This is a genomic window from Pseudomonas sp. GW821-FHT01C01 (assembly GCF_059422645.1).
Map to the genome: position 1 here is coordinate 43,226 of NZ_JBWKXF010000006.1, position 25,540 is coordinate 68,765.

General features: G+C 60.9%; 21 protein-coding genes, 1 pseudogene and 2 riboswitches. Of the genes and pseudogenes, 16 read left to right on the forward strand and 6 right to left on the reverse strand.

What is annotated here, in order from left to right; translation table 11 throughout:
* Window positions 1-24 precede the first annotated feature (24 nt).
* A complete protein-coding gene (metH, locus tag AC07XF_RS06015; RefSeq protein WP_495025777.1) occupies window positions 25-3,735 on the reverse strand; it encodes a methionine synthase in 3,711 nt (1,236 codons plus the stop codon).
* 156 nt (window positions 3,736-3,891) lie between these two features.
* On the opposite strand from metH, the gene AC07XF_RS06020 reads away from it, so the two are divergent.
* Both AC07XF_RS06020 and nfuA read left to right on the forward strand, forming a co-directional pair.
* Window positions 3,892-6,189 carry a fatty acid cis/trans isomerase gene (locus AC07XF_RS06020; protein WP_495025778.1) on the forward strand — a complete coding sequence of 766 codons (2,298 nt, stop codon included), beginning with the start codon at window positions 3,892-3,894 and terminating at the stop codon, window positions 6,187-6,189.
* A gap of 190 nt (window positions 6,190-6,379) precedes the next feature.
* Entirely contained in the window at window positions 6,380-6,964 is a 585-nt protein-coding gene (gene nfuA / locus AC07XF_RS06025) for a Fe-S biogenesis protein NfuA (protein WP_495025779.1), read from the forward strand.
* A gap of 143 nt (window positions 6,965-7,107) precedes the next feature.
* Here the strand turns inward: nfuA and cobM are convergent, their stop codons facing one another.
* From cobM to AC07XF_RS06045, 4 genes are all read right to left on the reverse strand, one after another.
* The gene (cobM, locus tag AC07XF_RS06030) at window positions 7,108-7,854 is read right to left on the reverse strand and encodes a precorrin-4 C(11)-methyltransferase (protein ID WP_495025780.1); all 747 of its coding nucleotides are present in this window, start codon (window positions 7,852-7,854) and stop codon (window positions 7,108-7,110) included.
* An 84-nt stretch (window positions 7,855-7,938) separates the two neighbouring features.
* A complete protein-coding gene (locus AC07XF_RS06035; RefSeq protein ID WP_007998825.1) occupies window positions 7,939-8,352 on the reverse strand; it encodes a cobalamin biosynthesis protein in 414 nt (137 codons plus the stop codon).
* Window positions 8,349-9,056, reverse strand: a complete 708-nt coding sequence (locus AC07XF_RS06040; protein ID WP_495025781.1) for a CbtA family protein — start codon at window positions 9,054-9,056, stop codon at window positions 8,349-8,351. Before AC07XF_RS06040 ends, AC07XF_RS06035 begins: the two co-directional genes overlap by 4 nt.
* Window positions 9,057-9,067: 11 nt before the next feature.
* A complete protein-coding gene (locus tag AC07XF_RS06045; RefSeq protein WP_413423532.1) occupies window positions 9,068-9,259 on the reverse strand; it encodes a CbtB domain-containing protein in 192 nt (63 codons plus the stop codon).
* A 121-nt stretch (window positions 9,260-9,380) separates the two neighbouring features.
* Window positions 9,381-9,606: riboswitch (cobalamin riboswitch) on the reverse strand.
* Between the two features lie 195 nt (window positions 9,607-9,801).
* Window positions 9,802-10,014: riboswitch (cobalamin riboswitch) on the forward strand.
* A gap of 103 nt (window positions 10,015-10,117) precedes the next feature.
* On the opposite strand from AC07XF_RS06045, the gene cobW reads away from it, so the two are divergent.
* The 4 genes from cobW to AC07XF_RS06065 all read left to right on the forward strand — a co-directional run bounded on the left by cobW (window position 10,118) and on the right by AC07XF_RS06065 (window position 16,864).
* Window positions 10,118-11,188, forward strand: a complete 1,071-nt coding sequence (gene cobW / locus AC07XF_RS06050) for a cobalamin biosynthesis protein CobW (RefSeq protein WP_495025782.1) — start codon at window positions 10,118-10,120, stop codon at window positions 11,186-11,188.
* 3 nt (window positions 11,189-11,191) lie between these two features.
* Window positions 11,192-15,040: a cobaltochelatase subunit CobN gene (gene cobN, locus AC07XF_RS06055; protein ID WP_495025783.1), complete on the forward strand. Its 3,849-nt coding sequence runs from the start codon at window positions 11,192-11,194 to the stop codon at window positions 15,038-15,040.
* Between the two features lie 151 nt (window positions 15,041-15,191).
* A complete protein-coding gene (locus AC07XF_RS06060) occupies window positions 15,192-16,199 on the forward strand; it encodes a magnesium chelatase ATPase subunit I (RefSeq protein ID WP_495025784.1) in 1,008 nt (335 codons plus the stop codon).
* Between the two features lie 119 nt (window positions 16,200-16,318).
* On the forward strand, window positions 16,319-16,864 hold the full coding sequence (locus tag AC07XF_RS06065) for a vWA domain-containing protein (RefSeq protein WP_495025785.1): 546 nt from the start codon (window positions 16,319-16,321) through the stop codon (window positions 16,862-16,864).
* Window positions 16,865-16,984: 120 nt separating this feature from the next.
* Here the strand turns inward: AC07XF_RS06065 and AC07XF_RS06070 are convergent, their stop codons facing one another.
* Entirely contained in the window at window positions 16,985-18,208 is a 1,224-nt protein-coding gene (locus AC07XF_RS06070; protein ID WP_495025786.1) for an NADH:flavin oxidoreductase/NADH oxidase family protein, read from the reverse strand.
* 76 nt (window positions 18,209-18,284) lie between these two features.
* On the opposite strand from AC07XF_RS06070, the gene AC07XF_RS06075 reads away from it, so the two are divergent.
* From AC07XF_RS06075 to AC07XF_RS06120, 10 genes and pseudogenes are all read left to right on the forward strand, one after another.
* Window positions 18,285-18,689: a MerR family transcriptional regulator gene (locus AC07XF_RS06075; protein WP_495025787.1), complete on the forward strand. Its 405-nt coding sequence runs from the start codon at window positions 18,285-18,287 to the stop codon at window positions 18,687-18,689.
* A gap of 365 nt (window positions 18,690-19,054) precedes the next feature.
* Window positions 19,055-19,303, forward strand: a complete 249-nt coding sequence (locus AC07XF_RS06080) for a type II toxin-antitoxin system Phd/YefM family antitoxin (protein ID WP_495025788.1) — start codon at window positions 19,055-19,057, stop codon at window positions 19,301-19,303.
* Window positions 19,293-19,571: pseudogene (locus tag AC07XF_RS06085) on the forward strand (type II toxin-antitoxin system RelE family toxin); the annotation flags it as partial. The gene AC07XF_RS06080 and the pseudogene AC07XF_RS06085, both read left to right, overlap by 11 nt.
* 268 nt (window positions 19,572-19,839) lie before the next feature.
* Window positions 19,840-20,688: a transporter substrate-binding protein gene (locus AC07XF_RS06090; protein WP_495025789.1), complete on the forward strand. Its 849-nt coding sequence runs from the start codon at window positions 19,840-19,842 to the stop codon at window positions 20,686-20,688.
* A gap of 51 nt (window positions 20,689-20,739) precedes the next feature.
* The gene (locus tag AC07XF_RS06095) at window positions 20,740-21,402 is read left to right on the forward strand and encodes an amino acid ABC transporter permease (protein ID WP_109784714.1); all 663 of its coding nucleotides are present in this window, start codon (window positions 20,740-20,742) and stop codon (window positions 21,400-21,402) included.
* An 8-nt stretch (window positions 21,403-21,410) separates the two neighbouring features.
* Window positions 21,411-22,073 (forward strand): amino acid ABC transporter permease, encoded by a 663-nt coding sequence (locus AC07XF_RS06100; protein WP_495025790.1) that lies wholly within the window; start codon window positions 21,411-21,413, stop codon window positions 22,071-22,073.
* Window positions 22,070-22,864: an amino acid ABC transporter ATP-binding protein gene (locus tag AC07XF_RS06105; protein ID WP_495025791.1), complete on the forward strand. Its 795-nt coding sequence runs from the start codon at window positions 22,070-22,072 to the stop codon at window positions 22,862-22,864. The genes AC07XF_RS06100 and AC07XF_RS06105 overlap by 4 nt, the downstream gene beginning before the upstream one ends.
* A gap of 30 nt (window positions 22,865-22,894) precedes the next feature.
* The gene (locus tag AC07XF_RS06110; protein WP_495025792.1) at window positions 22,895-23,284 is read left to right on the forward strand and encodes a RidA family protein; all 390 of its coding nucleotides are present in this window, start codon (window positions 22,895-22,897) and stop codon (window positions 23,282-23,284) included.
* 147 nt (window positions 23,285-23,431) lie between these two features.
* Window positions 23,432-24,196: an IclR family transcriptional regulator gene (locus AC07XF_RS06115; RefSeq protein ID WP_495025793.1), complete on the forward strand. Its 765-nt coding sequence runs from the start codon at window positions 23,432-23,434 to the stop codon at window positions 24,194-24,196.
* Between the two features lie 39 nt (window positions 24,197-24,235).
* Entirely contained in the window at window positions 24,236-25,453 is a 1,218-nt protein-coding gene (locus AC07XF_RS06120) for an amino acid deaminase (protein WP_495025794.1), read from the forward strand.
* Window positions 25,454-25,540: the final 87 nt, after the last annotated feature.

Sequence of the window (25,540 nt, forward strand, 5' to 3'; positions counted from 1 at the left end):
ACACTGAATCGAGTACGCCTGCAATCAGTTGTCGTAACCCAGGTTCGGCGCCAGCCAGCGCTCGGTCACGCTCAACTCCTGGCCTTTGCGCGAGGTGTAGCTTTGCACCTGGTCCTTGTCGACCTTGCCCACGGCGAAGTATTGCGCCTGCGGGTGGGCGAAGTACCAGCCGCTGACCGCCGCGGCCGGGAACATGGCGTAGTGCTCGGTGAGGAACACGCCGCTGCGGCCTGCACGCATTTCCTGGGCTTCGGGATCGAGCAGGGCGAACAACTGGGCTTTCTCGGTGTGATCCGGGCAGGCCGGGTAGCCCGGGGCAGGGCGGATGCCGCTGTATTGCTCCTTGATCAGGGCCTCGTTGTCCAGCACCTCATCCTTGGCATAACCCCAGTACTCTTTACGCACCTGCTGGTGCAGCCACTCGGCGCACGCCTCGGCCAGGCGGTCGGCGAGAGCCTTGACCATGATCGAGTTGTAGTCGTCGCCAGCGTCCTGGTAGGCCTTGGCCACCTCTTCGGCGCCGATACCCGCGGTGGTGATGAAGCCACCGACGTAGTCGGTCACTTCACTGTCCTTCGGCGCAACAAAGTCGGCCAGGGAGAAGTTCGGCTTGCCGTCGGTCTTGATGATCTGTTGACGCAAGTGGTGCAACTTGGCCATTGGCTTGCCGTCATCGCCATAGAGTTCGATGTCGTCGTCATGCACCTGGTTGGCCGGCCAGAAACCGAACACCGCGCGGGCGCTGATCAGCTTCTCGTCGATCAGTTTGGTGAGCATTTCCCGGGCATCGTTGTACAGCGAGGTGGCAGCCTCGCCGACCACTTCGTCCTGGAGGATGCGCGGGAACTTGCCGGCCAGGTCCCAGGACACGAAGAACGGTGTCCAGTCGATGTACTCGGCCAGAACGTTGAGGTCGATGTTGTCCAGCACCCGCGACCCGGTGAAAGTCGGCTTGACCGGGGTGTAGCTCGCCCAGTCGAATTGCGGCTTCTTGGCGATGGCCGCGCCATAGCTCAGGCGTTCGGTGCGGGCGCTGCGGTTGGCGGTGCGCTCGCGAACCTCAATGTAGTCCTGGCGGGTTTTCTCGACGAAGCCGGCCTTGAGTTCCTTGGATAGCAACTGCGTCGCCACGCCCACGGCGCGGGAGGCATCGGTGACGTAGATCACCGCATCGTTGCTGTACTTCGGCTCGATCTTCACCGCCGTGTGGGCCTTGGAGGTGGTGGCACCACCGATCATCAGCGGCAGGTGGAAGTCCTGGCGCTGCATTTCGCGGGCGACGTGGACCATCTCATCCAGCGACGGAGTGATCAGGCCGGACAAGCCGATGATGTCGCACTTCTGTTCTTTGGCTACCTGGAGGATTTTCTCCGCCGGTACCATCACGCCGAGGTCGACGATGTCATAGCCGTTGCAACCGAGCACGACGCCAACGATGTTCTTGCCGATGTCGTGCACGTCACCTTTCACGGTAGCCATCAGGATCTTGCCCTTGGCTTCCGGCTTGTCGCCTTTTTCCAGTTCGATGAACGGGATCAAATGCGCGACCGCCTGCTTCATGACCCGAGCGGATTTCACCACTTGCGGCAGGAACATTTTGCCGGCGCCGAACAGGTCGCCGACGATGTTCATGCCAGCCATCAGCGGGCCTTCGATCACCTCGATCGGGCGGCTGAAGGACTGGCGCGATTCTTCGGTGTCTTCAACGATGTGGGTGGTGATGCCCTTGACCAGCGCATGTTCCAGACGCTTGTTGACGTCCCAGTTGCGCCACTCTTCGGTCTCGGCTTCCTTGACGCTGCCGTCGCCCTTGTACTTGTCGGCGATGGCGAGGAGGGCGTCGGTGCCTTCCGGCGTACGGTTGAGGATCACGTCTTCCACGGCGTCGCGCAGTTCCACCGGGATCTGGTCGTAGATCTCCAGTTGGCCGGCGTTGACGATGCCCATGGTCAGTCCGGCGCGGATCGCGTACAGCAGGAACACCGAGTGGATCGCCTCACGCACCGGGTTGTTGCCGCGGAACGAGAACGACACGTTGGACACGCCACCGGAGGTCAGCGCATAGGGCAGCTCGTCACGGATGTAGGCACAGGCGTTGATGAAGTCGACGGCGTAATTGTTGTGCTCTTCGATACCGGTGGCGACGGCGAAGATGTTCGGGTCGAAGATGATGTCTTCCGGCGGGAAGTCCACTTCGTTGACCAGAATGTCGTAGGAGCGTTTGCAGATTTCTTTCTTGCGCGCTTCGGTGTCGGCCTGGCCGGCTTCGTCGAAGGCCATCACCACCACGGCGGCGCCGTAGCGCTTGCACAGCTTGGCGTGATGAATGAACTGCTCGACACCTTCTTTCATGCTGATCGAGTTGACGATGCCCTTGCCCTGGATGCACTTCAGACCGGCTTCGATCACTTCCCACTTCGAGGAGTCGATCATGATCGGTACGCGGGAGATGTCCGGTTCGCCGGCAATCAGATTGAGGAAGGTCACCATGGCCTTCTTCGAATCGAGCATCCCTTCGTCCATGTTGATGTCGATCACCTGGGCACCGGCTTCGACCTGCTGCAGGGCGACTTCCAGGGCTTCGGTGTAGTTGTCCTCGCGGATCAGCCGGGCGAACTTGGCGGAACCGGTGATGTTGGTGCGCTCGCCGACGTTGACGAACAGCGAACTGCGATCGATGGTGAACGGTTCCAGGCCGGAGAGGCGGCAAGCTTTGGGAATGTCCGGGATCTCGCGCGGCGCATAACCGGCCACGGCCTTGGCGATGGCTTCGATGTGGCCCGGCGTGGTGCCGCAGCAGCCGCCGACAATGTTGAGGAAGCCGCTTTGGGCGAACTCTTCGATGACCTTGGCGGTTTGCGACGGCAGTTCGTCGTACTCGCCGAATTCGTTCGGCAGGCCGGCGTTCGGGTGCGCGGAAACGTGGGTGTTGGCCTTGTTCGACAGCTCTTCGAGGTACGGGCGCAACTCGCTGGCGCCGAGGGCGCAGTTCAGGCCAACGGAAATCGGCTTGGCGTGGGCCACGGAGTTCCAGAAGGCTTCGGTGGTCTGGCCCGAAAGGGTGCGGCCCGAGGCGTCGGTGATGGTGCCGGAAATCATGATCGGCAGTTCGACGCCCAGTTCTTCGAACACGCCCTGTACGGCGAAGATCGCGGCCTTGGCGTTCAGGGTGTCGAAAATGGTTTCGATCAGGATCAGGTCGGCGCCGCCTTCGATCAGGCCTTTGGTGGATTCGGTGTAGTTTTCCACCAGCTCATCGAAGGTCACGTTGCGGTAGCCGGGGTTGTTTACGTCCGGGGACAGCGAGCAGGTGCGACTTGTAGGACCGAGCACGCCGGCGACGAAGCGCGGCTTGTCCGGGGTTTCCAGGGTCTTGGCGTCGGCAACCTTGCGTGCCAGGCGAGCGCCTTCTACGTTTAACTCATACGCCAGGCCTTGCATGCCGTAGTCAGCCAGGGAGATCTGGGTGGCGTTGAAGGTGTTGGTTTCCAGAATGTCGGCGCCGGCGTCGAGGTAGGCTTTTTCAATGCCGCCAATCACGTCCGGGCGAGTCAGTACCAACAAGTCGTTGTTGCCTTTGACATCGCTCGGCCAGTCAGCGAAGCGTTTGCCACGGTAATCCTGCTCTTCAAGCTTGTAGCTCTGGATCATCGTGCCCATACCGCCATCGAGAATCAGGATGCGCTCTTTGAGGGCGTGCTTGAGAGCTTGAAGGCGAACGCTGCGATCGGACATTTGGACTACTCGGTAAGACCATGACGAAGGGCCGGGATGATAGCAAACCTGTGCGCTTTTAGAGCATGACTCGGTTTTGCATGAATATCGTTCATGTTGGTAAGGATGACAGACCGGTAGAATCGCGGCGTTTTTTCAGGATTCAGGACCAGGGACATGTCGTATCGCTTCGTCATCAGCGCATTGCTGTTGTTTTCAAGCTGGGGCGCTATGGCGCAAAGTCCGGCGATTTCCTCTGCCATTTCATACAGCCGCGACATTCAACCGATCTTCACTGAAAAGTGCGTGGCCTGCCACGCCTGCAACGACGCCGCCTGTCAGCTCAACCTGGGCAGCGGCGAGGGTGCAGCGCGGGGCGCGACGAAAGTCCCGGTTTATGACGGTGACCGCACTAAAGCAGTGGCACCGACACGGCTGTTTTTGGACGCCTCCGGAAAAACCGCCTGGCAGCAAAAGGGCTTCTATTCGGTGCTCGATGCCCAGGGCAGCCAGGCCGCATTGATGGCACGGATGCTGGAACTGGGTCACAAAACCCCGTTGCAGCCCAATGCCAAGTTGCCGGAAGACATCGTCCTGGGCCTGAACCGGGAAAACATGTGCGCCATGCCCGCGGAGTTTGACGGCTACGCCGCGTCGCACCCGAAAGAAGGCATGCCGCTGGCGGTGACCGGCCTGACCGATCAGCAGTATCAGACGCTGCAACGCTGGCTGGCCGCAGGCGCGCCTATCGATCAACAGGCCCTGGCCCCGAGTGCGGAAGAAGCCCAGCAAGTGGTCCAGTGGGAAAACCTGCTCAATGCGCCGGGTGCCCGGGAAAGTCTGGTGGGGCGCTGGCTGTACGAGCACTGGTTCCTCGCTCATCTCTACTTCAAGGATGGCGAGCCTGGGCATTTCTTCCAGTGGGTGCGTTCGCGCACGCCGACCGGCCAGCCGATTGACCTGATCAACACCCGTCGCCCGAACGATGACCCGGGCACGCAGTTTTACTACCGCTTGTGGCCGGTGCAGGGCGTGATCGTGCACAAGACCCACATCACCTATCCGCTGAGTTCGGCGAAGCTGGCGCGGGTCAAGTCGCTGTTCTACAGCGGCAACTGGCAGGTTGACGCATTGCCGGGCTATGGGCCGCAGAGCCGGGCCAACCCGTTTGCAACCTTCGAAGCGATTCCGGCCCAGGCGCGCTATCAGTTCATGCTCGATAACGCCGAGTACTTTGTGCGCACGTTTATCCGTGGGCCGGTGTGTCGTGGCCAGATCGCCACGGACGTGATCCGCGATAATTTCTGGGCGCTGTTCCAGGCGCCCGAGCACGACCTCTACATCATCGACCCGAATTATCGCGGGCAGGCGACGCCGTTGCTGGCCATGCCGGGGCAGAACGATGATGTCGGCAGCGTCCTCAGCCTGTGGCACGACTATCGCGACAAACGCAATGAATACGAAGCCTTGCGCCGGGACAGCTACGCCGATCAGCCGGCACCGAGCTGGTCGATCCTGTGGGCGGGCAATGACAATGCGTTGCTGAGTATCTTCCGCCATTTCGACAGTGCTTCGGTGACCAAAGGCCTGATCGGCGACGTGCCGCAAACGATGTGGCTGTTCGACTATCCGTTGCTGGAGCGTACCTACTATCAATTGGCAGTGAACTTCGACGTGTTCGGCAATGTGTCCCATCAGGCCCAGACGCGGCTGTATTTCGACCTGATCCGCAACGGTGCCGAGCAGAACTTCCTGCGCCTGATGCCCGCCGATTCCCGGGATGGCTACCTCGACGATTGGTATCAGAACAGTGGCAAATTCAAGATGTGGCTGGACTACGAGACCATCGATAACGACAAGCCGACGGCACTGAATCTGAATCCGCAGGATCCCAAGCGAGATTTCGCCCGGCAATTGCTCGCCCGCTATGGCGACCTCAATGCCAGGCCTGATCCAATCAATCGCTGCGACGGCGCCTACTGCTCGCGGCCGAACATTGATCCGGACCTGCAAAGTGCCGAGCAGGCGCTAAGCCGGCTGACCTCGCGTCCGGCGGCCGGGTTGAAAGTGATTGATCAACTGCCGGAAGCGACCCTGCTGCGAATCGAAACCCGCAGTGGCAAGCGTGAGGTCTACAGCCTGCTGCGCAACCGTGCCCACAGCAACGTGGCGTTCCTGCTCGGCGAATCGCTGCGCTATCAGCCGGGGCTCGACACCCTGACGATTTTCCCGGGTGTGCTCAGCAGCTATCCGAACTTCATGTTCAACATTCCGGCCGAGCAAGTGCCGGCGTTTGTGGATGCGATGGAAAACGCCAGGGATACCGACAGCTTCGAGAAAATCGTCGAACGTTGGGGGATACGTCGCAGTCATCCGCAATTCTGGCCGTATTTCCATGACCTTAGCCGCTACATCCACGAAACCGATCCGGTGGAAGAGGGCGTGCTGGACATGAACCGCTACGAGAACCTTTGATCCCCTGTAGGAGCTGGCTTGCCAGCGAAAGCGGTGTGTCATTCGCAATTGATTTGCCTGACACGACGCCTTCGCGAGCAAGCCCGCTCCCACAGGGGGTTATTGTCGGAATCTTTCCCGACAAAAATACTAGGACTTTGTCCGGCGCGTTGATTGGCGTAAACTGCGCCCAAGCCTGCGAGGAGTTTCCATGACCGCTATTACCATCACTGACGCCGCTCACGATTATCTGGCTGATCTGCTTTCCAAGCAGAACACCCCGGGCATCGGCATCCGCGTCTTCATCACCCAGCCTGGCACCCAGTACGCCGAAACCTGCATTGCCTACTGCAAGCCGGGCGAAGAAAAACCCGAAGACACCGCGCTGGGGCTGAAAAGCTTCACCGCGTACATCGACCATTTCAGCGAAGCCTTCCTGGACGATGCAGTCGTCGACTACGCCACCGACCGCATGGGCGGCCAGCTGACCATCAAGGCGCCAAACGCCAAAGTACCGATGGTCAACGCCGACAGCCCGGTCAACGAGCGCATCAACTATTACCTGCAAACCGAGATCAACCCGGGGCTGGCCAGCCACGGCGGCCAGATCAGCCTGATCGACGTGGTTGAAGACGGCATCGCCGTCCTGCAGTTCGGCGGTGGTTGCCAGGGCTGCGGCCAGGCCGACGTGACGCTGAAGGAAGGCATCGAGCGCACCCTGCTCGAGCGTATTCCCGAGCTCAAGGGCGTTCGCGACGTGACCGACCACACGCAGAAAGAAAACGCCTACTACTAAGGTGTTCGCTGCGAAACGAAAAAACGGCGCCCCGTGAGCGCCGTTTTTTTGTGGGGAAATTTCGTTGGCCCCTTCGCGAGCAAGCCCGCTCCCACAGTTGACCGCATTTCAATGTGGGAGCGGGCTTGCTCGCGAAGAGGGCCTTATGGACGATAGAGATGCGCATGCCCCGCGCGATACAGCGATGACTCACTGAAGTGGTCACTGCCCAGTACCCGACCCACCAGAATCAACGCTGTACGGCGAAAGCCCTTGGCTTCAACCTTTCCGGCAATATCCTCAAGCGTTCCCACCACCCAATCCTGATCCGGCCAGCTCGCGCGATGTACCACTGCAATCGGGCAATCGGCGCCGTAATGCGGCACAAGCTCCTCAACGATCTTCGCCAGGTGATTAACCCCCAAATGAATCGCCATGGTCGCGCCGTGCTGCGCCAGGCTGGAGAACTCCTCTCCGGGTGGCATGGCGGTTTTGTCGGCGTAGCGAGTCAGGATCACGCTCTGTGAAACGTCCGGCAGCGTCAGTTCGGCGCCCAAAAGGGCTGCGCAGGCCGCCGTTGCGGTGACGCCGGGCACGATCTCGAACGGAATTCCCAGCTCACGCAGATAGCGAATCTGCTCGCCAATGGCGCCATACAGGCTCGGATCGCCGGAGTGCACTCGGGCCACATCCTGACCTTTGGCGTGGGCGCTCTTGACCAGGTCGATGATCTGTTCCAGGTGCAGTTCGGCGCTGTTGACCACCTGCTCGGCACAATGACCTTCCAGTACGGCGGCTGGCACCAGAGAGCCGGCATAAATGATCACCGGGCAGCTGCGAATCAGCCGCTGGCCTTTGACGGTAATCAATTCGGGGTCGCCGGGACCTGCGCCAATGAAGTAGACAGTCATCGTCGGTTCCTGTGGAAAAAAGGGGGATGAACAGGGCTTCAGATGAAGAATGTTCATAATCAATGGCGGGGATTATCGGGGTTTTTATGCCGCGCCGGCCAATGCCAGGGTTGCCTGGGCATATTTTTGTCGTGGAATCAGCAGTTTTGCCGGGCCTTGGGCCAGTTGTTCAGCCAGGGCCAGTGCTGCGCTTTCCGCCACGCCATAGCAACCGGTGCGTTCAAATGCTATTTGCGATTGATGACTGAGTTGCGGCTCATAGACAGCCAGTTGTTCGCTGCTGAAATACTTCAATTCAAGGCCAAGCTGCTGAGCCAGTTCGATCAACGCAGGTTCGTCGCGCTTCAAATCGATGCTGGCCAGCGCCTTGATTTCATGACGAGCAATCTGGTGCGCCTCCAACGCCTGATCAAGCAGCGCCAGCAACGTGCTCACGGGGCAGCCCCGTTGGCAGCCCAGGCCGACCACCAGGGTCGGCGCTGTGCTGGCATCCGTCATGCGTGGTATTGACCATCGCTTTTGCGGCGGAACAACCAGGCGCTGATCAGGCCCAGGGCCAGCCAGAACGCCACGTTGGTCAGCTGCGAAGCGATTTTGAACTGGGCTTCCAGTGCTTGCGGAGCGAGCATCGAATGCACTTCCGGTTGCGGTGCGCCAATCACATGGGGAACGGCGAGGATCGCCGCACCGAGGACTTTCATCAGCCAGTGACGGCTGAACACGATCAAGGCAATACCGACGGCGGTGGAGGCGGCGGTGCCGATCCACCACAGTTGCCGTTGTGCCAGATCGGCTGCGGCAGTGCCGGGCAATTCAGGTGGCAGGCCGAGCGTCGGCGCGAGCACGAAGGTCGCATAACCGGCCAGGCCCCAGAGCAGGCCTTGAGAGGTTTTGGTCGGTGCACGCAAGGTGTACAGGCCGGCCAGCATCAGGGCGAAACCGACGGCCACCACCAGGTTGCCGCCAGTGGTCGACAGCACACGCTGCCAGCCGTCTTCCGGCTCCCAGGCTTCGGCATCGTGGGTGTGAGCAGCCATGGCGCCATCGGCGTGCTGGTGAACTTCAACAGCGGCTGGTTCGGCTTTTTCGTAGGTCTCGGCCTGCAAAATCAGCGGAGCGACCCAGAAACTTTGCAGCAGGGTCAGTAGCAGGGCGGCCAGCAGCCCGGTGAAACCTGCGGTTTGCGCAATACGCTTGATCATGTCGGCAGCTCTCAATGGCACGGGAATGCGGAGCTGTGACGGGTATCGTGGGCGGCATTGTGCACCGCTTCGATGTGCGAGAAACCGGCGAAATACACGAGGCAAGCGCCCAGGATCGACGCGCAGACGGCGGCGGTCAGGCGTTGGGCCAGGGTAGAAGTGGTGCTGGTTGTTGTGTGGCCGGTGCTGCTGATGATCGACATGGCGTTTCCCTCTGGTCTGTCAGCGGGGAATAAGAGCGCATGCAAAAACCTGCGCAACCAGGCGCGCAGCGTTTCGAACAGCGCCCGCCCACCGCGGGTTTGTTGTTTCAGTGATCGTACTGGTCACTTTGTGTTGCGGGCCGGTCTCCGGGCTCACGAGGGGCGCAGGCATCTGCCTGATCCTGCAAGCATCACCTTCCCATGCCGTAGTGGCACAGTGGATCTGATGCTTCGCTCGCTTACCGTTGCGGGGGCAGCACCGGACTGACATGGCTTAAGAGTAAAGCACATGATTCACCGGTTTCCCGTTTCACCCTGTGAAGGGCACCCGTAACAAGTTGTGTAGGAGAGCATGGGCGGGGGTTGGGCGTCAATTGGCAAGGGTTCTCAACTGGAAACCGAGTCGCTTTCTTCGCGAGCAAGCCCGCTCCCACACTTGACCCTTTTCTCCTGAAAGAACCCGATCAAATGTGGGAGCGGGCTTGCTCGCGAAGGGCACACCGCAGAAGTCACGTGAACATTGACCCGCCCCAATACCATGCGTAGCCTTGCGCTTTCGAGGTTCTTCGGCGTTTGTCGAAGCTAAGAAGGGAACGCGGTCGATGCCGCGGCTGCCCCCGCAACTGTGAACGGTGATGTTCGCTGCCACGCCACTGCAGGCTCAATCCATGAGACCGGCGGGAAGGCGCAGCGAATGCCAGGCTCAAGGCCGGCACACCGTCAGCCAGGAGACCTGCCTCGTCACAGATTCTCACTTTCAACCGGGCGGGGTGATCCGGTGGCGAACTCTTCAGGCACGCGCGTCCTCGTTGCCGGTTGTCGTCCCGTATGCCCGCCAGCTTAGCCAAAGGGCATCCGATGAAAACACTGGCCAAACTCCCCGTCACCATCGTCACCGGCTTTCTCGGCTCGGGTAAAACCACGCTGCTGCGGCACATGCTCGACAACGCCCAGGGTCGCCGCATCGCGGTGATCGTCAATGAATTTGGCGAGTTGGGCATCGACGGCGAAATTCTCAAGCAATGTTCCATCGGCTGCACCGAAGAAGAGGCCAACGGCCGTGTCTATGAACTGGCCAATGGCTGCCTGTGCTGCACCGTCCAGGAAGAGTTCTTCCCGGTGATGCGCGAACTGGTGGCCCGTCGCGGCGATCTCGATCACATCCTGATCGAAACCTCGGGCCTTGCCTTGCCAAAGCCGCTGGTGCAAGCCTTCCAGTGGCCGGAAATCCGCAGCGCCTGCACGGTTGACGCGGTAATCACCGTGGTTGATAGCCCGGCCGTCGCCGCGGGCACGTTCGCTGCGTTTCCCGATCAGGTCGACGCCCAGCGCAAACTCGACCCGAACCTGGACCACGAATCGCCACTGCACGAGCTGTTCGCCGACCAATTGGCCAGCGCCGACCTGGTCATCCTCAACAAAACCGACCTGATCAACCCGGCAGACCTGGCCCGTGTGCGCCTGGAAGTCGCCGAAGAATTGCCGCCCGCGGTGAAAATCATCGAAGCCAGCAGCGGTCGCCTGCCGCTGGACGTGCTGATCGGCCTGGGTGCCGGCTCCGAAGAACACATCGACAGCCGTCACAGCCACCACGACCATCATCACGATGGCGACGACGATCATGATGACCACGATCACGACGCCTTCGATTCGATCTCCATTGAACTGCCCCAGGCCGACGAAAGCCTGCTGATGGACGCGCTGACCCAACTGGTGGTCCAGCACGGCATTTTGCGGGTCAAGGGTTTTGCGGCGATCCCGAACAAACCTATGCGCCTGCTGATCCAGGGCGTGGGCACGCGTTTCGACAAGCATTTCGACCGTCAGTGGGGCGCCGAAGAAGCGCGCATCACCCGCTTGGTGCTGATCGGCCAGGAACTGGACGCCACTGTTCTCGAAGCGCAATTGCGCGCCGCGCTCAGCGTGTAAGCCATGCACCTGCTCAGGACCCAGCCCGGCGGTTTCGTGTCGGATGACAACATTGCCGACCTTGGACAAACCCCCGCCGAACTGGTGGTCCTGTGCAGCGGCGACTCCAGCCTTGCGCTGCTCGCCGAGGCGGCGCAGCAGTTGCCCGGCGATTACCCGAGCGTGCGCCTGGCCAACCCGATGCAGGTGCAGAACCATGCCTCGGTCGATTTGTACGTCGACGAAGTGCTGCGTCACGCCAAGGTGATCCTGATTTCGCTGCACGGCGGCATCGCTTATTGGCGCTACGGTATCGAGCGTCTGGTCGAACTGTCGCAACGCGGCGTGCAGGTGATTCTGGTGCCGGGTGATGATCGCCCGGACCCGGAACTCAGCGACCTGAGCACCGTCGGCGCCGAGGATCGCGATCGGCTCTGGCAGTTTCTGCGCCAGGGCGGCATGGGTAACGCACTGGATTTTTTTCGCTGCCTGGCCAACCGCTGGCTGGCTCGTGATTACACCTGGGGCGAGCCGCAAACCCTGCCACGCACGGCGATTTACCACCCGCACAAACACGCCGCCGCACTGAGCGACTGGCACGCCGACTGGCGCGCGGGTCAACCGGTGGCGGCGGTGCTGTTTTACCGCTCGCATTTGCAGGCGGCGAACACCGCTTTCATTGATGTTTTTTGCCAGCGATTGCAGGCGGCGGGGTTGAATCCGTTGCCGATTGCGCTGGCCAGCCTGAAAGAACCCGGCTGCCTTGGCGTGGTCGAGGACTGGCTGGATGAGGCCAGCGTCTCGGTGATCCTGAACACCACGGGGTTCGCCCAGTCGAGCCCCGAAGCCCCGCATCTGCGTCCGTTTCGCCGCAATATTCCGGTGATTCAGGCCATTTGCGCGCAGGACAACGAACCGGGTTGGCGCGCCAGCGAACAGGGCCTCGGCCCCCGTGACCTGGCGATGCACATTGCCTTGCCGGAACTGGACGGCCGCATCATCAGTCGCCCGATCAGTTTCAAGGATCTGGCGTGGCGCAGTGAGCGCAGTCAGTCGGATGTGGTTTGCTACCGGCCGCAACCGGAGCGCATGGATTTCGTGGCCGAACTGGCGCGGCGTTGGGTCGATCTGGCACGGGTGCCGAATGCGCAGAAGCGCATTGCGTTGATTCTCGCCAATTACCCGACCCGTGACGGTCGCATCGGTAATGGCGTCGGGCTCGACACACCGGCCGCCGCACTGAATATCCTGCGGGCGCTGCATGCCGAAGGGTATCCGTTGCCGACCGAATTGCCGGACAGCGGCACGGCGCTGATCCAGCAGTTGCTGGGCGGCGTCAGCAACGATCTCGATACCCTCGACCTGCGTCCGTGCCAGCAAAGTCTGGCAATGGACGAGTATCTGGCGATGTTCCACGCACTGCCCGAAACCAACCGCGCGGCGGTGCTCGAACGTTGGGGCGCGCCAGAAAACGACCCGATGTGTCGTAGCGGACGGATGATGATCGCCGGCCTGCGTTTTGGCCTGACCTTCGTCGGCATTCAGCCGGCGCGGGGTTATCAGGTTGACCCGAGCGCGGTGTATCACGACCCGGACCTGGTTCCGCCCCACGGCTACCTGGCGTTTTATTTCTGGCTGCGCAACACCTACGGTGCGCATGGCGTGATCCACGTCGGCAAGCACGGCAATCTTGAATGGTTGCCGGGCAAAGGCGTGGGGTTGTCGGAACATTGCTGGCCGGACGCATTGCTCGGGCCGCTGCCGAACATTTATCCGTTCATCGTCAACGACCCGGGCGAGGGCGCCCAGGCCAAGCGGCGGACCCAGGCTGTGATCATCGATCACCTGATGCCACCGCTGACCCGCGCCGAAACCTATGGCCCGCTGCGCAACCTCGAGCTGTTGGCGGACGAGTATTACGAAGCGCAGTTGCTCGATCCCCGCCGCGCCCGAGAGTTGCAACGCGACATCCTGCAACTGGTGCGCGACACGCACATCGACCGTGAACTGCAACTGGACGAACAACTCGACAGCGATGCCGACGCGGCGATCTGGTTGCCGCGACTCGACACTTACCTGTGCGACTTGAAAGAGTCGCAGATCCGCGATGGCCTGCATGTGTTCGGTGAGTCGCCCACCGGTCGATTGCGCATCGACACCTTGCTGGCGTTGTTGCGCATTCCAAGGGGCGATGGACGCGGTGCGCAATCGAGTCTGTTGCGGGCGCTGGCCAAGGCGTTTGCGTTGGGCTTCGATCCACTGGATTGTGCACTGGCCGAGCCCTGGGCTGGGCCGCGGCCCGAGCCTCTTTTGCTTGTCAGCGACGACACTTGGCGTACGGCGGGCGATACCCGCGAGCGCCTGGAGTTGTTCGCCGCGCAGTTGATTTCGGATGCGTTGAATAACCCCTGTGGGAGCGGGCTTGCTCGCGAATCGGTTGAACATTCAACATTGATGTCGATTGACCCGCCGCTTTCGCGAGCAAGCCCGCTCCCACAAGGGGCAGGTTGGGCTGAAGTGAGTGCCATAATTGATGGCCTTTGCGAAGTAGTCGCACCGCGTCTGGACGCCTGCGGTCCGGCGGAAATGCGCGGATTGCTCGATGCCCTGAGCGGTCGCTTCGTCCCGGCCGGCCCCAGTGGTGCGCCGAGTCGTGGTCGCCTGGACGTGCTGCCCACCGGGCGCAACTTTTACTCGGTGGACGTGCGCAACCTGCCGACCACCACGGCGTGGCGCATCGGTTTCCAGTCGGCCAACCTGATTCTGGAGCGGCACCTGCAGGACCACGGCGATCATTTGCGCCAGCTCGGTCTGTCGGTGTGGGGCACCGCGACCATGCGCACCGGCGGCGATGACATTGCCCAGGCCATGGCGTTGATGGGTGTGCGTCCGGTCTGGGCGACCGGCAGCCAGCGGGTCGATGATTTCGAGATTCTGCCGTTGAGTTTGCTCGACCGCCCGCGAGTCGACGTGACCTTGCGTGTGTCCGGTTTCTTCCGCGATGCCTTTGCCAATTTGATCCGCCTGTTTGACGCGGCGGTGCAAGCGGTCGCCGACCTTGATGAGCCGGACGATCTCAACCCATTGGCGGCCAAGGTACGCGACGAACGTGCAGCCTTGCGGCAGGCGGGGCTCGATGAAGACACGGCGCGACGTCAGGCCGGCTGGAGGATTTTCGGTGCCAAACCCGGTGCCTACGGCGCGGGTGTTCAGGGCGCCATCGACGCTCGCCTGTGGCAGACCCGCGAGGACCTGGCCGAGGTTTACCTCAACTGGGGCGGCTACGCTTACGGTGGTTCTGACGAAGGCACCGCGGCTCGTGAGCAATTCACCCAGCGTCTGGGCCAGGTGCAAGCGGTGCTGCAAAACCAGGATAACCGCGAGCACGACTTGCTCGACTCCAACGATTACTACCAGTTCCAGGGCGGCATGCTCGCAGCGGTGGAAAGCCTGAAAGGTGAGGCGGCAGCCAGTTATCATGGCGACCACAGCCAGCCGGACCTGCCGAAGATTCGCACCTTGAAGGAAGAACTGAACCGGGTGATCCGCTCCCGGGCGGCCAATCCGAAGTGGCTTGAAGGCGTTAAACGTCACGGCTACAAAGGCGCGTTTGAAATGGCCGCGACCGTCGATAACCTGTTCGCCTTCGACGCCACCACGCAGTTGATCGACGATCACCAGTACGCGTTGCTGGCCGACGCCTATTTGCTCGACCCTGACACCCGGGATTTTGTCCGTGAGCACAATCCCCATGCCTTGCGCGACATGACTGAACGCATGCTCGAGGCGCAACAACGCGGGATGTGGAAGGACCCCGGCGCCTACCGCGAGGCACTGGAGAATTTGTTGCTGGATATAGAAGAAGACGGCTAATCACCGCAAATCCTGTAGGAGCGGGCTTGCCCGCGAAGGCAATTTTTCAGCCAACGATGATGTTGAATGTGATGGCCTCTTCGCGAGCAAGCTCGCTCCTACAGGGATTGAGGCGCCAGTGAAGATCACCGACCATGACCGAGATAAAACAATGACCGACACCCCGCATTTCCCGCTTTCCGCCGTGGTCGGTGCCGACGATTTGAAGCTGGCCCTGTACCTGACCGCCATCGACCCGAAAATCGGTGGTGTACTGATCGAAGGCCCGCGGGGCATGGCCAAGTCGACCCTGGCCCGCGGTCTGGCGGACCTGCTGGCCAGCGGTCAGTTCGTCACATTGCCGCTGGGCGCCACCGAAGAACGTCTGGTCGGCACCCTCGATCTCGACGCGGCGCTGGGCGAAGGTCGTGCTCAGTTTTCCCCCGGCGTACTGGCCAAGGCTGACGGCGGCGTGCTTTACGTCGACGAGGTCAATCTGTTGCCCGATCACCTCGTTGACCTGCTGCTCGATGTGGCCGCCAGCGGCACTAATCTGGTCGAGCGCGACGGTATTTCCCATCGGCACTCGGCGAAGTTCGTGCTGATCGGCACCATGAACCCGGAAGAGGGTGAGCTGCGTCCGCAATTGCTCGACCGTTTCGGCTTGAATGTCGCCCTCGGTGGCCACACCGCGCCGGCCGAACGCGGTCAGATTATCCGCCGTCGCCTGGATTTCGACAGCGACCCGCAAGGTTTCTGCGCCGAATGGGAGCCCGCGCAGGCGTCCCTGCGCACGCGTTGCCAGAACGCACGTAATGCCCTGGCAAGCATTCCCCTCGACGACCAGGCACTGGCACACATTACCGAACGCTGCTTTGCCGCCGGCGTCGATGGTTTGCGCGCCGATCTGGTCTGGCTGCGTGCGGCCCGGGCTCACGCCGCCTGGCGCGGGGCGAACGCCATCGCCGAGGCAGATATCGACGCCGTCGCCGAGTTCGCCTTGCGTCATCGCCGTCGTGAGCATTCACCACCGCCACCTGCGCAATCCCAAGCGGCGCAACAATCCGCGCCGCAGAGCGACAATCCGGGTGAAGGGCAGGGCCAGTGGGGCGAATTGCCTGCCCAGGCGCTGGCGGTCGGCGCACGTCGTGAAGTGCCGAGCTGGCCAAAAAAGCTCTAGGCATTCGCCCTCGTTCCGACGCGGGGGCGAATGCCAGACCCCGTGCCGGGCAGCTGGACCACGGCAAACAGGGCAAGCGTCACGCCGCGCGCAATGGCTCGGTCAACTGGCCCGGCACATTGCTCAATGGCCGGCCGCGTCAGCGCGACGATCTGTTGTTTCACCTGCGTACTCGTTCGCCCCATGAACTGTGGCTGGTGATTGTTGACGCCTCCGCTTCGACCCGCCGTCATCAGGCGTTGAGCGATGCCAAGGGCTTGCTGGCGCAGTTGTTCGACGATGCCTATCGCCAGCGTGCGCGACTGGCCTTGCTCACGGCCAGCGGTTCTGCACCCAAGTGGCAGGTGCAGGGATTGAAGGCTTCGACGGGGTTGCGCCATTGGCTCGATGGCCTTGGCGCCGGTGGCGGCACGCCGCTGCTGGCGGCTCTGAGCGAAGCGGGGCAATGGCTCGCGGCACGGCAAAAGCGTTTTCCGGCAGAGCAGCAGCGCTTGCTGCTGGTGACCGATGGCCGGCTGAAGGACTGGCCGCTGCTGCCGACGCTGGAGTGTCCGGGGTTGTTGATCGACATTGAGCGCGGGCCGATTCGGCTTGGGCGTAGCCGGGTGTTGGCGACGCAGTTGCAGGCCGAGTATCGGCACATTGACGAGCTGCTTCCTGGCTGAATTCTCCTTCGCCCGGACCGGCCTCTTCGCGAGCAAGCCCACTCCCACAAGAGAACGCATTCCAAATGTGGGAGCGGGCTTGCTCGCGAAGGCGATGTGTCAACCACCACCCATTTCGGATTACTTGCCCATCGCCTGCCGATACTGCCGGGTACGCCTGGAGATGTACAACTGATCAACAATCAACGCCCACAACGCTGACACGTCAGGCCGGGTGGTGCGCCCACGGCTCAAGCGATGCAGCTGGAACTTCACCACCGCCATGCTCGCCAGCGCCGCCAGAGGCTTGCGCTTCCAGCGGATCGGCGGCAGTTGCGGGTGGCTGTTCTGGCCTTCGCGCCAGTGCTTGACCAACTGCGGCTCCACGGCCAGCGCAGTGCCGATGCCGGCCATGGCGATGCCGCTGTCGAGTACCTGTTCGACGATTGCCAAACGACGGATCCCGCCTGTCACCATCACCGGCATGCGCGCCACGCTGGCCAGTTCACCGGCCATTTCCAGAAAGTACGCCTCCCGTGCCAGGGTCCGGCCGTCGCGCGTTTCACCTTGCATCGCCGGTGCTTCGTAACTGCCACCGGAGAGCTCCAGCAGGTCGATCGGTTGTTCGTTGAGCCACTGGATCACCTGCCGCGCATCATCGGCATCGAAACCACCACGCTGGAAATCTGCTGAATTGAGCTTCACCGACACACAAAATTGTGGCGACACCGCTTGGCGGACCGCCTCGACGACGGACAACAGCAGGCGTGCACGATTTTCCAGCGAGCCGCCCCAGTGATCAGTGCGCCGATTGGTGAGCGGCGAAAGGAACTGGCTGATCAAGTAACCGTGGGCGGCGTGGATCTGTACCCCGGTAAAACCGGCTTTCTCCGCCAGGGCGGCGCTGGTGGCGAAGCGTCGGATCACCTCCTGGATGTCGTCCTCGCTCATGGGCTTGGGTTCGGCGAACATCTTCGAGAACTGACCGAGATCCAGTGCAACCGCCGACGGCGCCAGAGCCTGCTGGCCCAGGTTGGCCATGGTCTGGCGGCCAGGATGGTTGAGCTGCATCCAGAAATGCGCACCGCCGGCTCGGCCGATACTGGCCCACTGGCGGAAGCGTTCCAGATGGCGCTCGTCTTCTAGCGCTACACCGCCGGGGCCGGTCATGGCGCGGCGGTCGATCATCACATTGCCGGTCAGCAACAAGCCGGCCTCGCCCCCGGCCCAGGCCTGATACAGGCGAAACAGTGCCTGGTCGGGCACCTGCTCGGTATCGGCGAGGTTCTCTTCCATGGCGGCTTTGGCAATGCGATTACCGATGGTCTGACCGTTGGGCAATTTCAATATTTGGAAGGGCGACATGCTTGACTCCTCGAAGTGATGAGCAGAGCCTAAGCTTAAAGTTAACTTTAATGTCAAGCAGGCAAATGAGGTCCCGATGAAAATTGGTGAATTGGCGCAGTTGAGCGGGTTGACCGCATCGCGCATCCGTTTTTACGAGTCTCAGGGATTGATCCGGCAGGTCGAGCGTTCTGCCAACGGATATCGGCGTTACTCGCAACAGGCGCTGCAAACGCTGCAAATCATCCAATGTGCGCAACAGGCCGGTTTCAGTCTGGAGGAGCTCAAGCAATTGCTGCCGGATAATGTGACGGGCGCGTTCAAGCACGATGAATTGATGGCCGGCCTGCATCGCAAGATCGAGCAGATCGAAGAGATGCAACGGCACCTGGCCCATAGCAAGGCGCAGTTGCTGGGGTGGATCGACACCATTCAGGCCCGGCCCGAAGGCATGACCTGCGATGAAAATGCCGAACGGGTAATGACTTCATTCAAGCACTAGGTCAGGTAGGGACACGTGGATGATGCTGAGCTGCTTGAACATTTCCCGGTGCTGGCCAGTGGAGCAGATGTTCAGTTTGATACCAGGCCAATTACGCAGTACCAGCGCCAGGGGGCTGCACACGCCGGAATTGTCCGACAACTTTGCAAGGCCTGGCCCACAACAGTCACAGAAATGCCGAAATGCATAACGTGATAATTTTTTGTGAATTCGATTGCGGACATGGCGATGAGCAAAGTGATGGGGGATTCAGGTGTCATGAAATCCAGAATTTTTTGCCAAAAGGATAGAGCCCGGATGCGCTTTGGAGTGCTATTTTGAGTGCTATTTTGAGTGCCTCTATTAGCACTCCAAGGAATAATTTCATGACCCATATCGTGCTGTCACAGGTCGTGGCGAGCATCTCTGAACTGAAAAGAAACCCCATGGGTACGGTTGCTGCCGGCGGTGGTTCGTCGGTTGCGATTCTCAACCGCAACGAACCGGCTTTCTATTGCGTCCCCGCCAAGGAGTATGAAGCCATGATGAATCGTCTTGAGGACCTGGAGTTGATTGCTCTATGCAAGAAGCGAGAAAACGATCCAACCATAAAGGTTTCAATTGATGACCTATGAGCTGGAGTTTTCTGATTAAGCCTGGAAAGAATGGAGAAAGCTTGGAGCAGACCTGAGAGATCAATTCAAAAAGAAGCTCCAGGAGCGATTGGTCAATCCACATGTTCTCGCAGACCGGCTTTGTGGTCTGGGTAATGCGTATAAGATCAAGTTACGTAGTGCAGGGTATCGGTTGGTTTACCGCGTGGAAGACGAAGTGCTGGTGGTGACGGTGATCGCCATCGGGAAAAGAGAGCGGGGCGAAGTCTACAAGGACGCAATTGAACGCTGGCCGCCTGAATTTCAAGCTGCACCGAAATGGCTCAGCGCAGCCCGATTGAGAACCAGATACCCGTCCCTGTAGCCAACGGTAGCGGTCACGGTGCCGAGCGATTCGTAACGTTTTTTCCTGTTTGTACGCATCCCTCTGATTCAAAACAAATTTCAATCTCCCTCACATGGCCTCCACATCCTGTGGCACACTTTCTGCTGTCTATTCCGTTGTTACATACCGTGTTCCGGTATAGCGGAATAAACATAATCCTGGAGTGCTTGCCATGCATCGCCGACCTTCCTTGTTCAAAGCATGTGTTTTTCTGTTCGCGGCTTCCGCCGCTGCCATGGGTGTAGCCCAGGCAGCGGACAGCAAGCTCGACAGCGTCCTGGCCCGCGGCAAACTGATTGTAGGCACCGGCAGCACGAATGCGCCGTGGCACTTCCAGGGTGCGGATGGCAAGTTGCAGGGTTTTGATATCGATATCGCCCGAATGGTCGCCAAAGGGTTGTTCAACGATCCGAGCAAGGTGGAGTTTGTGGTGCAGTCGTCCGACGCGCGTATCCCCAATCTGCTGACCGACAAGGTCGACATGAGTTGCCAGTTCATCACTGTGACCGCCAGCCGCGCGCAGCAAGTGGCGTTCACCCTGCCGTACTACCGCGAAGGCGTCGGCCTGCTGTTGCCGGCCAACAGCAAGTACAAGGAAATCGACGACATGAAAGCCGCCGGCGATGGCCTGACCGTGGCGGTACTGCAAAACGTCTATGCCGAAGAGTTGGTGCATCAGGCGCTGCCCAAGGCCAAGGTCGATCAGTACGACAGCGTGGACCTGATGTATCAGGCCGTGAACTCCGGTCGTGCCGACGCGGCGGCCACCGACCAGTCTTCGGTCAAATACCTGATGGTGCAGAACGCCGGCCGCTATCGCAGCCCGGCTTACGCCTGGAGCCCGCAAACCTACGCCTGCGCGGTCAAGCGCGGCGATCAGGACTGGCTGAACTTCGTCAACACCACCCTGCATGAAGCCATGACCGGCGTTGAGTTCCCGACTTACGCGGCATCGTTCAAGCAATGGTTCGGTGTGGATCTTCCAACGCCTGCAATTGGCTTCCCTGTCGAATTCAAATGATCCCGTGAGAGCGGGGCGGTTATGAATCGCCCCGTTCAGGTACTGCTGACCATGAACTATCAGTTGAACTTTGCCGCCGTCTGGCGCGATTTCGACACCTTGCTGGCGGGGCTCGGCCTGGGTCTTGAACTGGCCCTGGTGTCGATCGCCATTGGCTGCGTGATCGGCCTGATGATGGCGTTTGCTTTGCTGTCGAAGCATCGCGCATTGCGGGTGCTGGCGTCGGTGTATGTCACGGTGATTCGTAACACGCCGATCCTGGTGTTGATTCTGTTGATCTACTTTGCCTTGCCGAGCCTGGGCATCCGGCTCGACAAGATTCCCTCGTTCATCATCACCCTGTCGCTGTATGCCGGGGCGTACCTGACCGAAGTGTTCCGCGGCGGTTTGCTGAGTATTCCCAAGGGCCTGCGTGAAGCCGGGTTGGCCATTGGCTTGGGCGAGTGGCAGGTCAAGGCCTACGTCACCGTGCCGGTGATGCTGCGCAACGTGTTGCCGGCCCTGTCGAACAACTTCATTTCGCTGTTCAAGGACACCTCGCTGGCGGCGGCGATTGCCGTACCGGAGCTGACCTATTACGCGCGCAAGATCAATGTCGAGAGCTACCGGGTGATTGAAACCTGGCTGGTGACCACGGCGCTCTATGTGGCGGCCTGTTACCTCATTGCCATGATGCTGCGTTATCTCGAACAGCGTTTGGCGATTCGCCGATAGGAGGCCACATGTACGAATCCCCCAGTTGGTTGCATGAGTTGTGGGTAGCGCGGGAACCCCTGTGGCAGGGCTTTCTGACCAGTGTGCAGGTGTCGGCGCTGGCGATCTTGCTCGGCACCCTGGTCGGTGTCTTCGCCGGACTGGTGCTGACCTACGGCAAGTTCTGGATGCGCGCACCGTTTCGTTTTTATGTCGATGTGATTCGCGGCACGCCGGTGTTCGTGCTGGTGCTGGCGTGCTTTTACATGGCGCCGGCACTGGGCTGGCAGATCAGCGCGTTCCAGGCCGGCGCGCTGGGTTTGACGCTGTTCTGCGGCTCCCACGTCGCCGAGATCGTGCGCGGTGCGTTGCAGGCATTGCCGGGCGGGCAAATGGAGGCGAGCAAGGCCATCGGCCTGACGTTTTTTCAGGCCTTGAGTTATGTGTTGTTGCCCCAGGCACTACGGCAGATCTTGCCGACCTGGGTCAACTCGTCGACCGAGATCGTCAAGGCCTCGACCCTGTTGTCGGTGATTGGTGTGGCGGAACTGCTGCTCAGTACCCAGCAGATCATTGCCCGGACCTTCATGACCCTGGAGTTTTATCTGTTCGCCGGATTTCTGTTTTTCGTCATCAACTACGGCATCGAATTACTCGGCCGGCACATTGAAAAGCGGGTGGCTTTGCCATGAACCAGACTCAAACCAATGCACAAAACGGCCAACCCCTGCTGGACATTCGCGGCCTGCACAAGCGTTACGACCAGCTGGAAGTGCTCAAGGGCGTCGACCTGACCATGCAGCGCGGCAACGTGGTGACGCTGATCGGCTCCAGCGGCTCGGGCAAGACCACGCTGCTGCGCTGCGTGAACATGCTCGAAGAGTTCCAGGGCGGGCAGATCCTGCTCGATGGCGAATCGATCGGATATGACGAGGTCAACGGCAAACGCATTCGCCACCCGGAAAAAGTCATCTCCCGCCATCGCGCCATGACCGGCATGGCGTTCCAGCAGTTCAACCTGTTCCCGCACCTGACAGCGTTGCAGAACGTCACCCTGGGCTTGCTCAAGGTCAAGAAGCTGCACAAGGACGAGGCTGTGGCCCTGGCCGAGAAATGGCTGGAGCGCGTTGGCCTGCTGGAACGTCGCGATCACTTCCCCGGTCAGTTGTCCGGTGGCCAGCAGCAGCGCGTGGCGATTGCCCGGGCGATTGCGATGAACCCGAGCCTGATGCTGTTCGACGAAGTCACCTCGGCGCTGGACCCGGAACTGGTGGGCGAAGTGCTGAGCGTGATCAAGGGCCTGGCCGAAGACGGCATGACCATGCTTCTGGTTACCCACGAAATGCGCTTCGCATTCGAGGTTTCGGACAAGATCGTTTTCATGAATCAGGGGCGTATCGAAGAGCAGGGTCCGCCCAAGGACCTGTTCGAGCGCCCGCAATCGCCACGACTGGCGGAATTTCTCAAAAGCACCCGTTTTTGATCCTTCAATGTTCAATCAGGAGAAACACTCATGAGCATTACTCGTTACGGCACCGGCAGTACCGCCGCTGGCGGTCAGCCTCGCCCTTTCGCCCGCGCCGTTGAAGCCGATGGCTGGCTGCACGTTTCCGGGCAGGTGCCGGCGCTGGACGGCGAGATTATTACTGGCGGCATTGTCGAACAGACCCACCAGGCCATGAAGAACCTGGTCGCGATTCTCGAAGAGGCAGGTTTCGGCCTGGAAGATGTGGTGCGTGCAGGCGTGTGGCTGGAGGATCCGCGGGATTTCACGAGTTTCAACAAGGTCTTCTCCGAATACTTCAAACCCGAGCACGCTCCCGCCCGGGCCTGTGTGCAGGCGAACATGATGGTCGACTGCAAGGTCGAGATCGACTGCATTGCGTACAAGAAAAAGGCCTGAGATTTGCGGTGAATTCTTCGCGAGCAAGCCCGCTCCCACAGGGGGAATGCATTCCAAATGTGGGAGCGGGCTTGCTCGCGAAGGCGGCCTAACGGTCGCCACAGCACTCTGGGTAAACTCCCGGCATTTTGAAGGGGAACCACTGACATGACCGAAGACACCATCAAGCGCCGGGCACGCGGTCTGGACCGGGCGTTCGATATCCTCGATTTCCTCAAGGAGATCGGCCAGCCCCTGCGCCCGAACGACATTGCCAACGGCATCGGCAGCCCCAAGTCCACAGTCTACGAACTGGTGGCCTCGCTGCTGGAGCGGCGCATCCTGGAGCCGGTGGGCAAGGACGGTCATGTCTACCTCGGTCGCCAGTTGTACTTTCTCGGGCAGGCGCACTTGCGCCATTTCGACCTGACTCGCGAGGCCGATCACGCCCTGCAGGAAATCGTCAGCCAGACCCATGAAACCGCGCAGATGTGCCTGCTCAACGGGCGCAAATACACCGTCGCGCTGATGAAGGAGGGGGAGCGGCATTTCCGCATTTCTTCGGACATCGGTGAAAACGCGCCCATCCCCTGGACCGCCTCCGGGCGCCTGTTGCTGACGCACCTGAGCGACCAGGAAATCGTCGACCTGATCGACCACGACGACTTCATCCTGCCCGATGGCGAACGCTTGCCTCTGGAGCAGTTCCTCAAGGAAATCCGTCAGGCCGGTATCGATGGGTTCTTTTCCTTCGATAGCGTCGCCGACACCTTTACCCATTGCTTCGCCGCGCCGGTCAAAGACCCCAACGGCGTGGCGATCGCGACCCTGTGCATCGTCGCCCCTCGGGCCGATGCGAAGAAAAATTACAACGACTACCGCCGGGTGCTGATTGAAAGCGCGAACAGCCTGGCCCGTCGCATCAACGAATAACAGCGGCTGCCTGCGGCCGCGTGAACGAGGAGTTCGACCATGTCTTCTGCCCCCAATACTGCCGCTGTGGAAAAAGGCATCGCGCCCATTGGCGCCAGCCTGGTGCGTGACGTCAGCCTGCCCGCGCTGGTACTTCACCGCGAGGCGCTGGAACACAACATTCGCTGGATGCAGGCGTTCGTCAGCGACAGCGGTGCGGAACTGGCGCCCCATGGCAAAACCAGCATGACCCCGGCGTTGTTCCGTCGCCAACTGGATGCCGGTGCCTGGGGCATCACCCTGGCCAGTGCCACGCAAACCCGTGCGGCCTATGCCCACGGTGTGCGCCGGGTGCTGATGGCCAACCAGTTGGTGGGCACGCCGAACATGGCGCTGATCGCCGACCTGCTGGCCGACCCGACGTTCGACTTCTATTGCATGGTCGACCACCCGGACAACGTTGCTGACCTCGGCACCTATTTCGCCTCCCGTGGCGTGCGCCTGAACGTCATGATCGAATACGGCGTGGTCGGTGGTCGTTGCGGCTGCCGCAGCGAACAGGAAGTGCTCGACCTGGCCAAGGCCATCGCCGCGCAACCGGCGCTGGCCCTGACCGGGATCGAAGGCTACGAAGGCGTGATCCATGGTGATCACGCCGTGACCGGCATTCGCGATTTCGCCGCGTCACTGGTGCGTCTGGCGGTGCAGTTGCAGGACAGCGGCGCCTTCGCCATTGCCAAGCCGATCATCACTGCATCGGGTTCGGCCTGGTATGACCTGATTGCCGAATCCTTCGAAGCACAGAACGCCGCTGGACGCTTCCTCAGCGTGCTGCGTCCCGGCAGTTATGTGGCTCACGACCATGGCATCTACAAGGAAGCGCAGTGCTGCGTGCTCGACCGTCGCAGTGACCTGCACGAAGGCCTGCGTCCGGCGCTGGAAGTGTGGGCGCACGTGCAGTCGTTGCCGGAGCCTGGCTTCGCGGTGATTGCCCTGGGTAAACGCGACGTAGCCTACGACGCCGGTTTGCCGGTGCCGTTGCTGCGTTACAAGCCAGGCGCCGTACCGGCCAAGGGCGACGATGTGAGCGCCTGCAAAGTGACCGCGGTGATGGACCAGCATGCGTTCATGACCGTGGCGCCGGGGGTTGATCTGCGGGTCGGCGACATCATTTCGTTCGGCACTTCGCACCCGTGCCTGACGTTCGACAAGTGGCGTGTCGGCTGTCTGGTGGATGAGCAGTTGAACGTCATCGAGACCATGGAAACCTGTTTCTAAGGTTCAGGACCGAGGTGCGGCCTTCGCCGGCAAGCCGGCTCCTACATTGGAATGCGTTCCCCTGTAGGAGCGGGCTTGCCCGCGAAG

Excerpts from the sequence above, each read along its gene's own strand:
- AC07XF_RS06115 (WP_495025793.1), top strand. The coding sequence starts at position 23,432 with ATGACCGAAGACACCATCAAGCGCCGGGCACGCGGTCTGGACCGGGCG.
- AC07XF_RS06075 (WP_495025787.1), top strand. The coding sequence starts at position 18,285 with ATGAAAATTGGTGAATTGGCGCAGTTGAGCGGGTTGACCGCATCGCGC.
- metH (WP_495025777.1), bottom strand. The coding sequence starts at position 3,735 with ATGTCCGATCGCAGCGTTCGCCTTCAAGCTCTCAAGCACGCCCTCAAA.
- cobW (WP_495025782.1), top strand. The coding sequence starts at position 10,118 with ATGAAAACACTGGCCAAACTCCCCGTCACCATCGTCACCGGCTTTCTC.
- cobM (WP_495025780.1), bottom strand. The coding sequence starts at position 7,854 with ATGACTGTCTACTTCATTGGCGCAGGTCCCGGCGACCCCGAATTGATT.
- AC07XF_RS06090 (WP_495025789.1), top strand. The coding sequence starts at position 19,840 with ATGCATCGCCGACCTTCCTTGTTCAAAGCATGTGTTTTTCTGTTCGCG.
- AC07XF_RS06035 (WP_007998825.1), bottom strand. The coding sequence starts at position 8,352 with ATGACGGATGCCAGCACAGCGCCGACCCTGGTGGTCGGCCTGGGCTGC.
- AC07XF_RS06095 (WP_109784714.1), top strand. The coding sequence starts at position 20,740 with ATGAACTATCAGTTGAACTTTGCCGCCGTCTGGCGCGATTTCGACACC.
- AC07XF_RS06120 (WP_495025794.1), top strand. The coding sequence starts at position 24,236 with ATGTCTTCTGCCCCCAATACTGCCGCTGTGGAAAAAGGCATCGCGCCC.
- AC07XF_RS06110 (WP_495025792.1), top strand. The coding sequence starts at position 22,895 with ATGAGCATTACTCGTTACGGCACCGGCAGTACCGCCGCTGGCGGTCAG.
- AC07XF_RS06020 (WP_495025778.1), top strand. The coding sequence starts at position 3,892 with ATGTCGTATCGCTTCGTCATCAGCGCATTGCTGTTGTTTTCAAGCTGG.
- AC07XF_RS06045 (WP_413423532.1), bottom strand. The coding sequence starts at position 9,259 with ATGTCGATCATCAGCAGCACCGGCCACACAACAACCAGCACCACTTCT.
- AC07XF_RS06105 (WP_495025791.1), top strand. The coding sequence starts at position 22,070 with ATGAACCAGACTCAAACCAATGCACAAAACGGCCAACCCCTGCTGGAC.
- cobN (WP_495025783.1), top strand. The coding sequence starts at position 11,192 with ATGCACCTGCTCAGGACCCAGCCCGGCGGTTTCGTGTCGGATGACAAC.
- AC07XF_RS06040 (WP_495025781.1), bottom strand. The coding sequence starts at position 9,056 with ATGATCAAGCGTATTGCGCAAACCGCAGGTTTCACCGGGCTGCTGGCC.
- AC07XF_RS06100 (WP_495025790.1), top strand. The coding sequence starts at position 21,411 with ATGTACGAATCCCCCAGTTGGTTGCATGAGTTGTGGGTAGCGCGGGAA.
- AC07XF_RS06070 (WP_495025786.1), bottom strand. The coding sequence starts at position 18,208 with ATGTCGCCCTTCCAAATATTGAAATTGCCCAACGGTCAGACCATCGGT.
- AC07XF_RS06060 (WP_495025784.1), top strand. The coding sequence starts at position 15,192 with ATGACCGACACCCCGCATTTCCCGCTTTCCGCCGTGGTCGGTGCCGAC.
- nfuA (WP_495025779.1), top strand. The coding sequence starts at position 6,380 with ATGACCGCTATTACCATCACTGACGCCGCTCACGATTATCTGGCTGAT.
- AC07XF_RS06080 (WP_495025788.1), top strand. The coding sequence starts at position 19,055 with ATGACCCATATCGTGCTGTCACAGGTCGTGGCGAGCATCTCTGAACTG.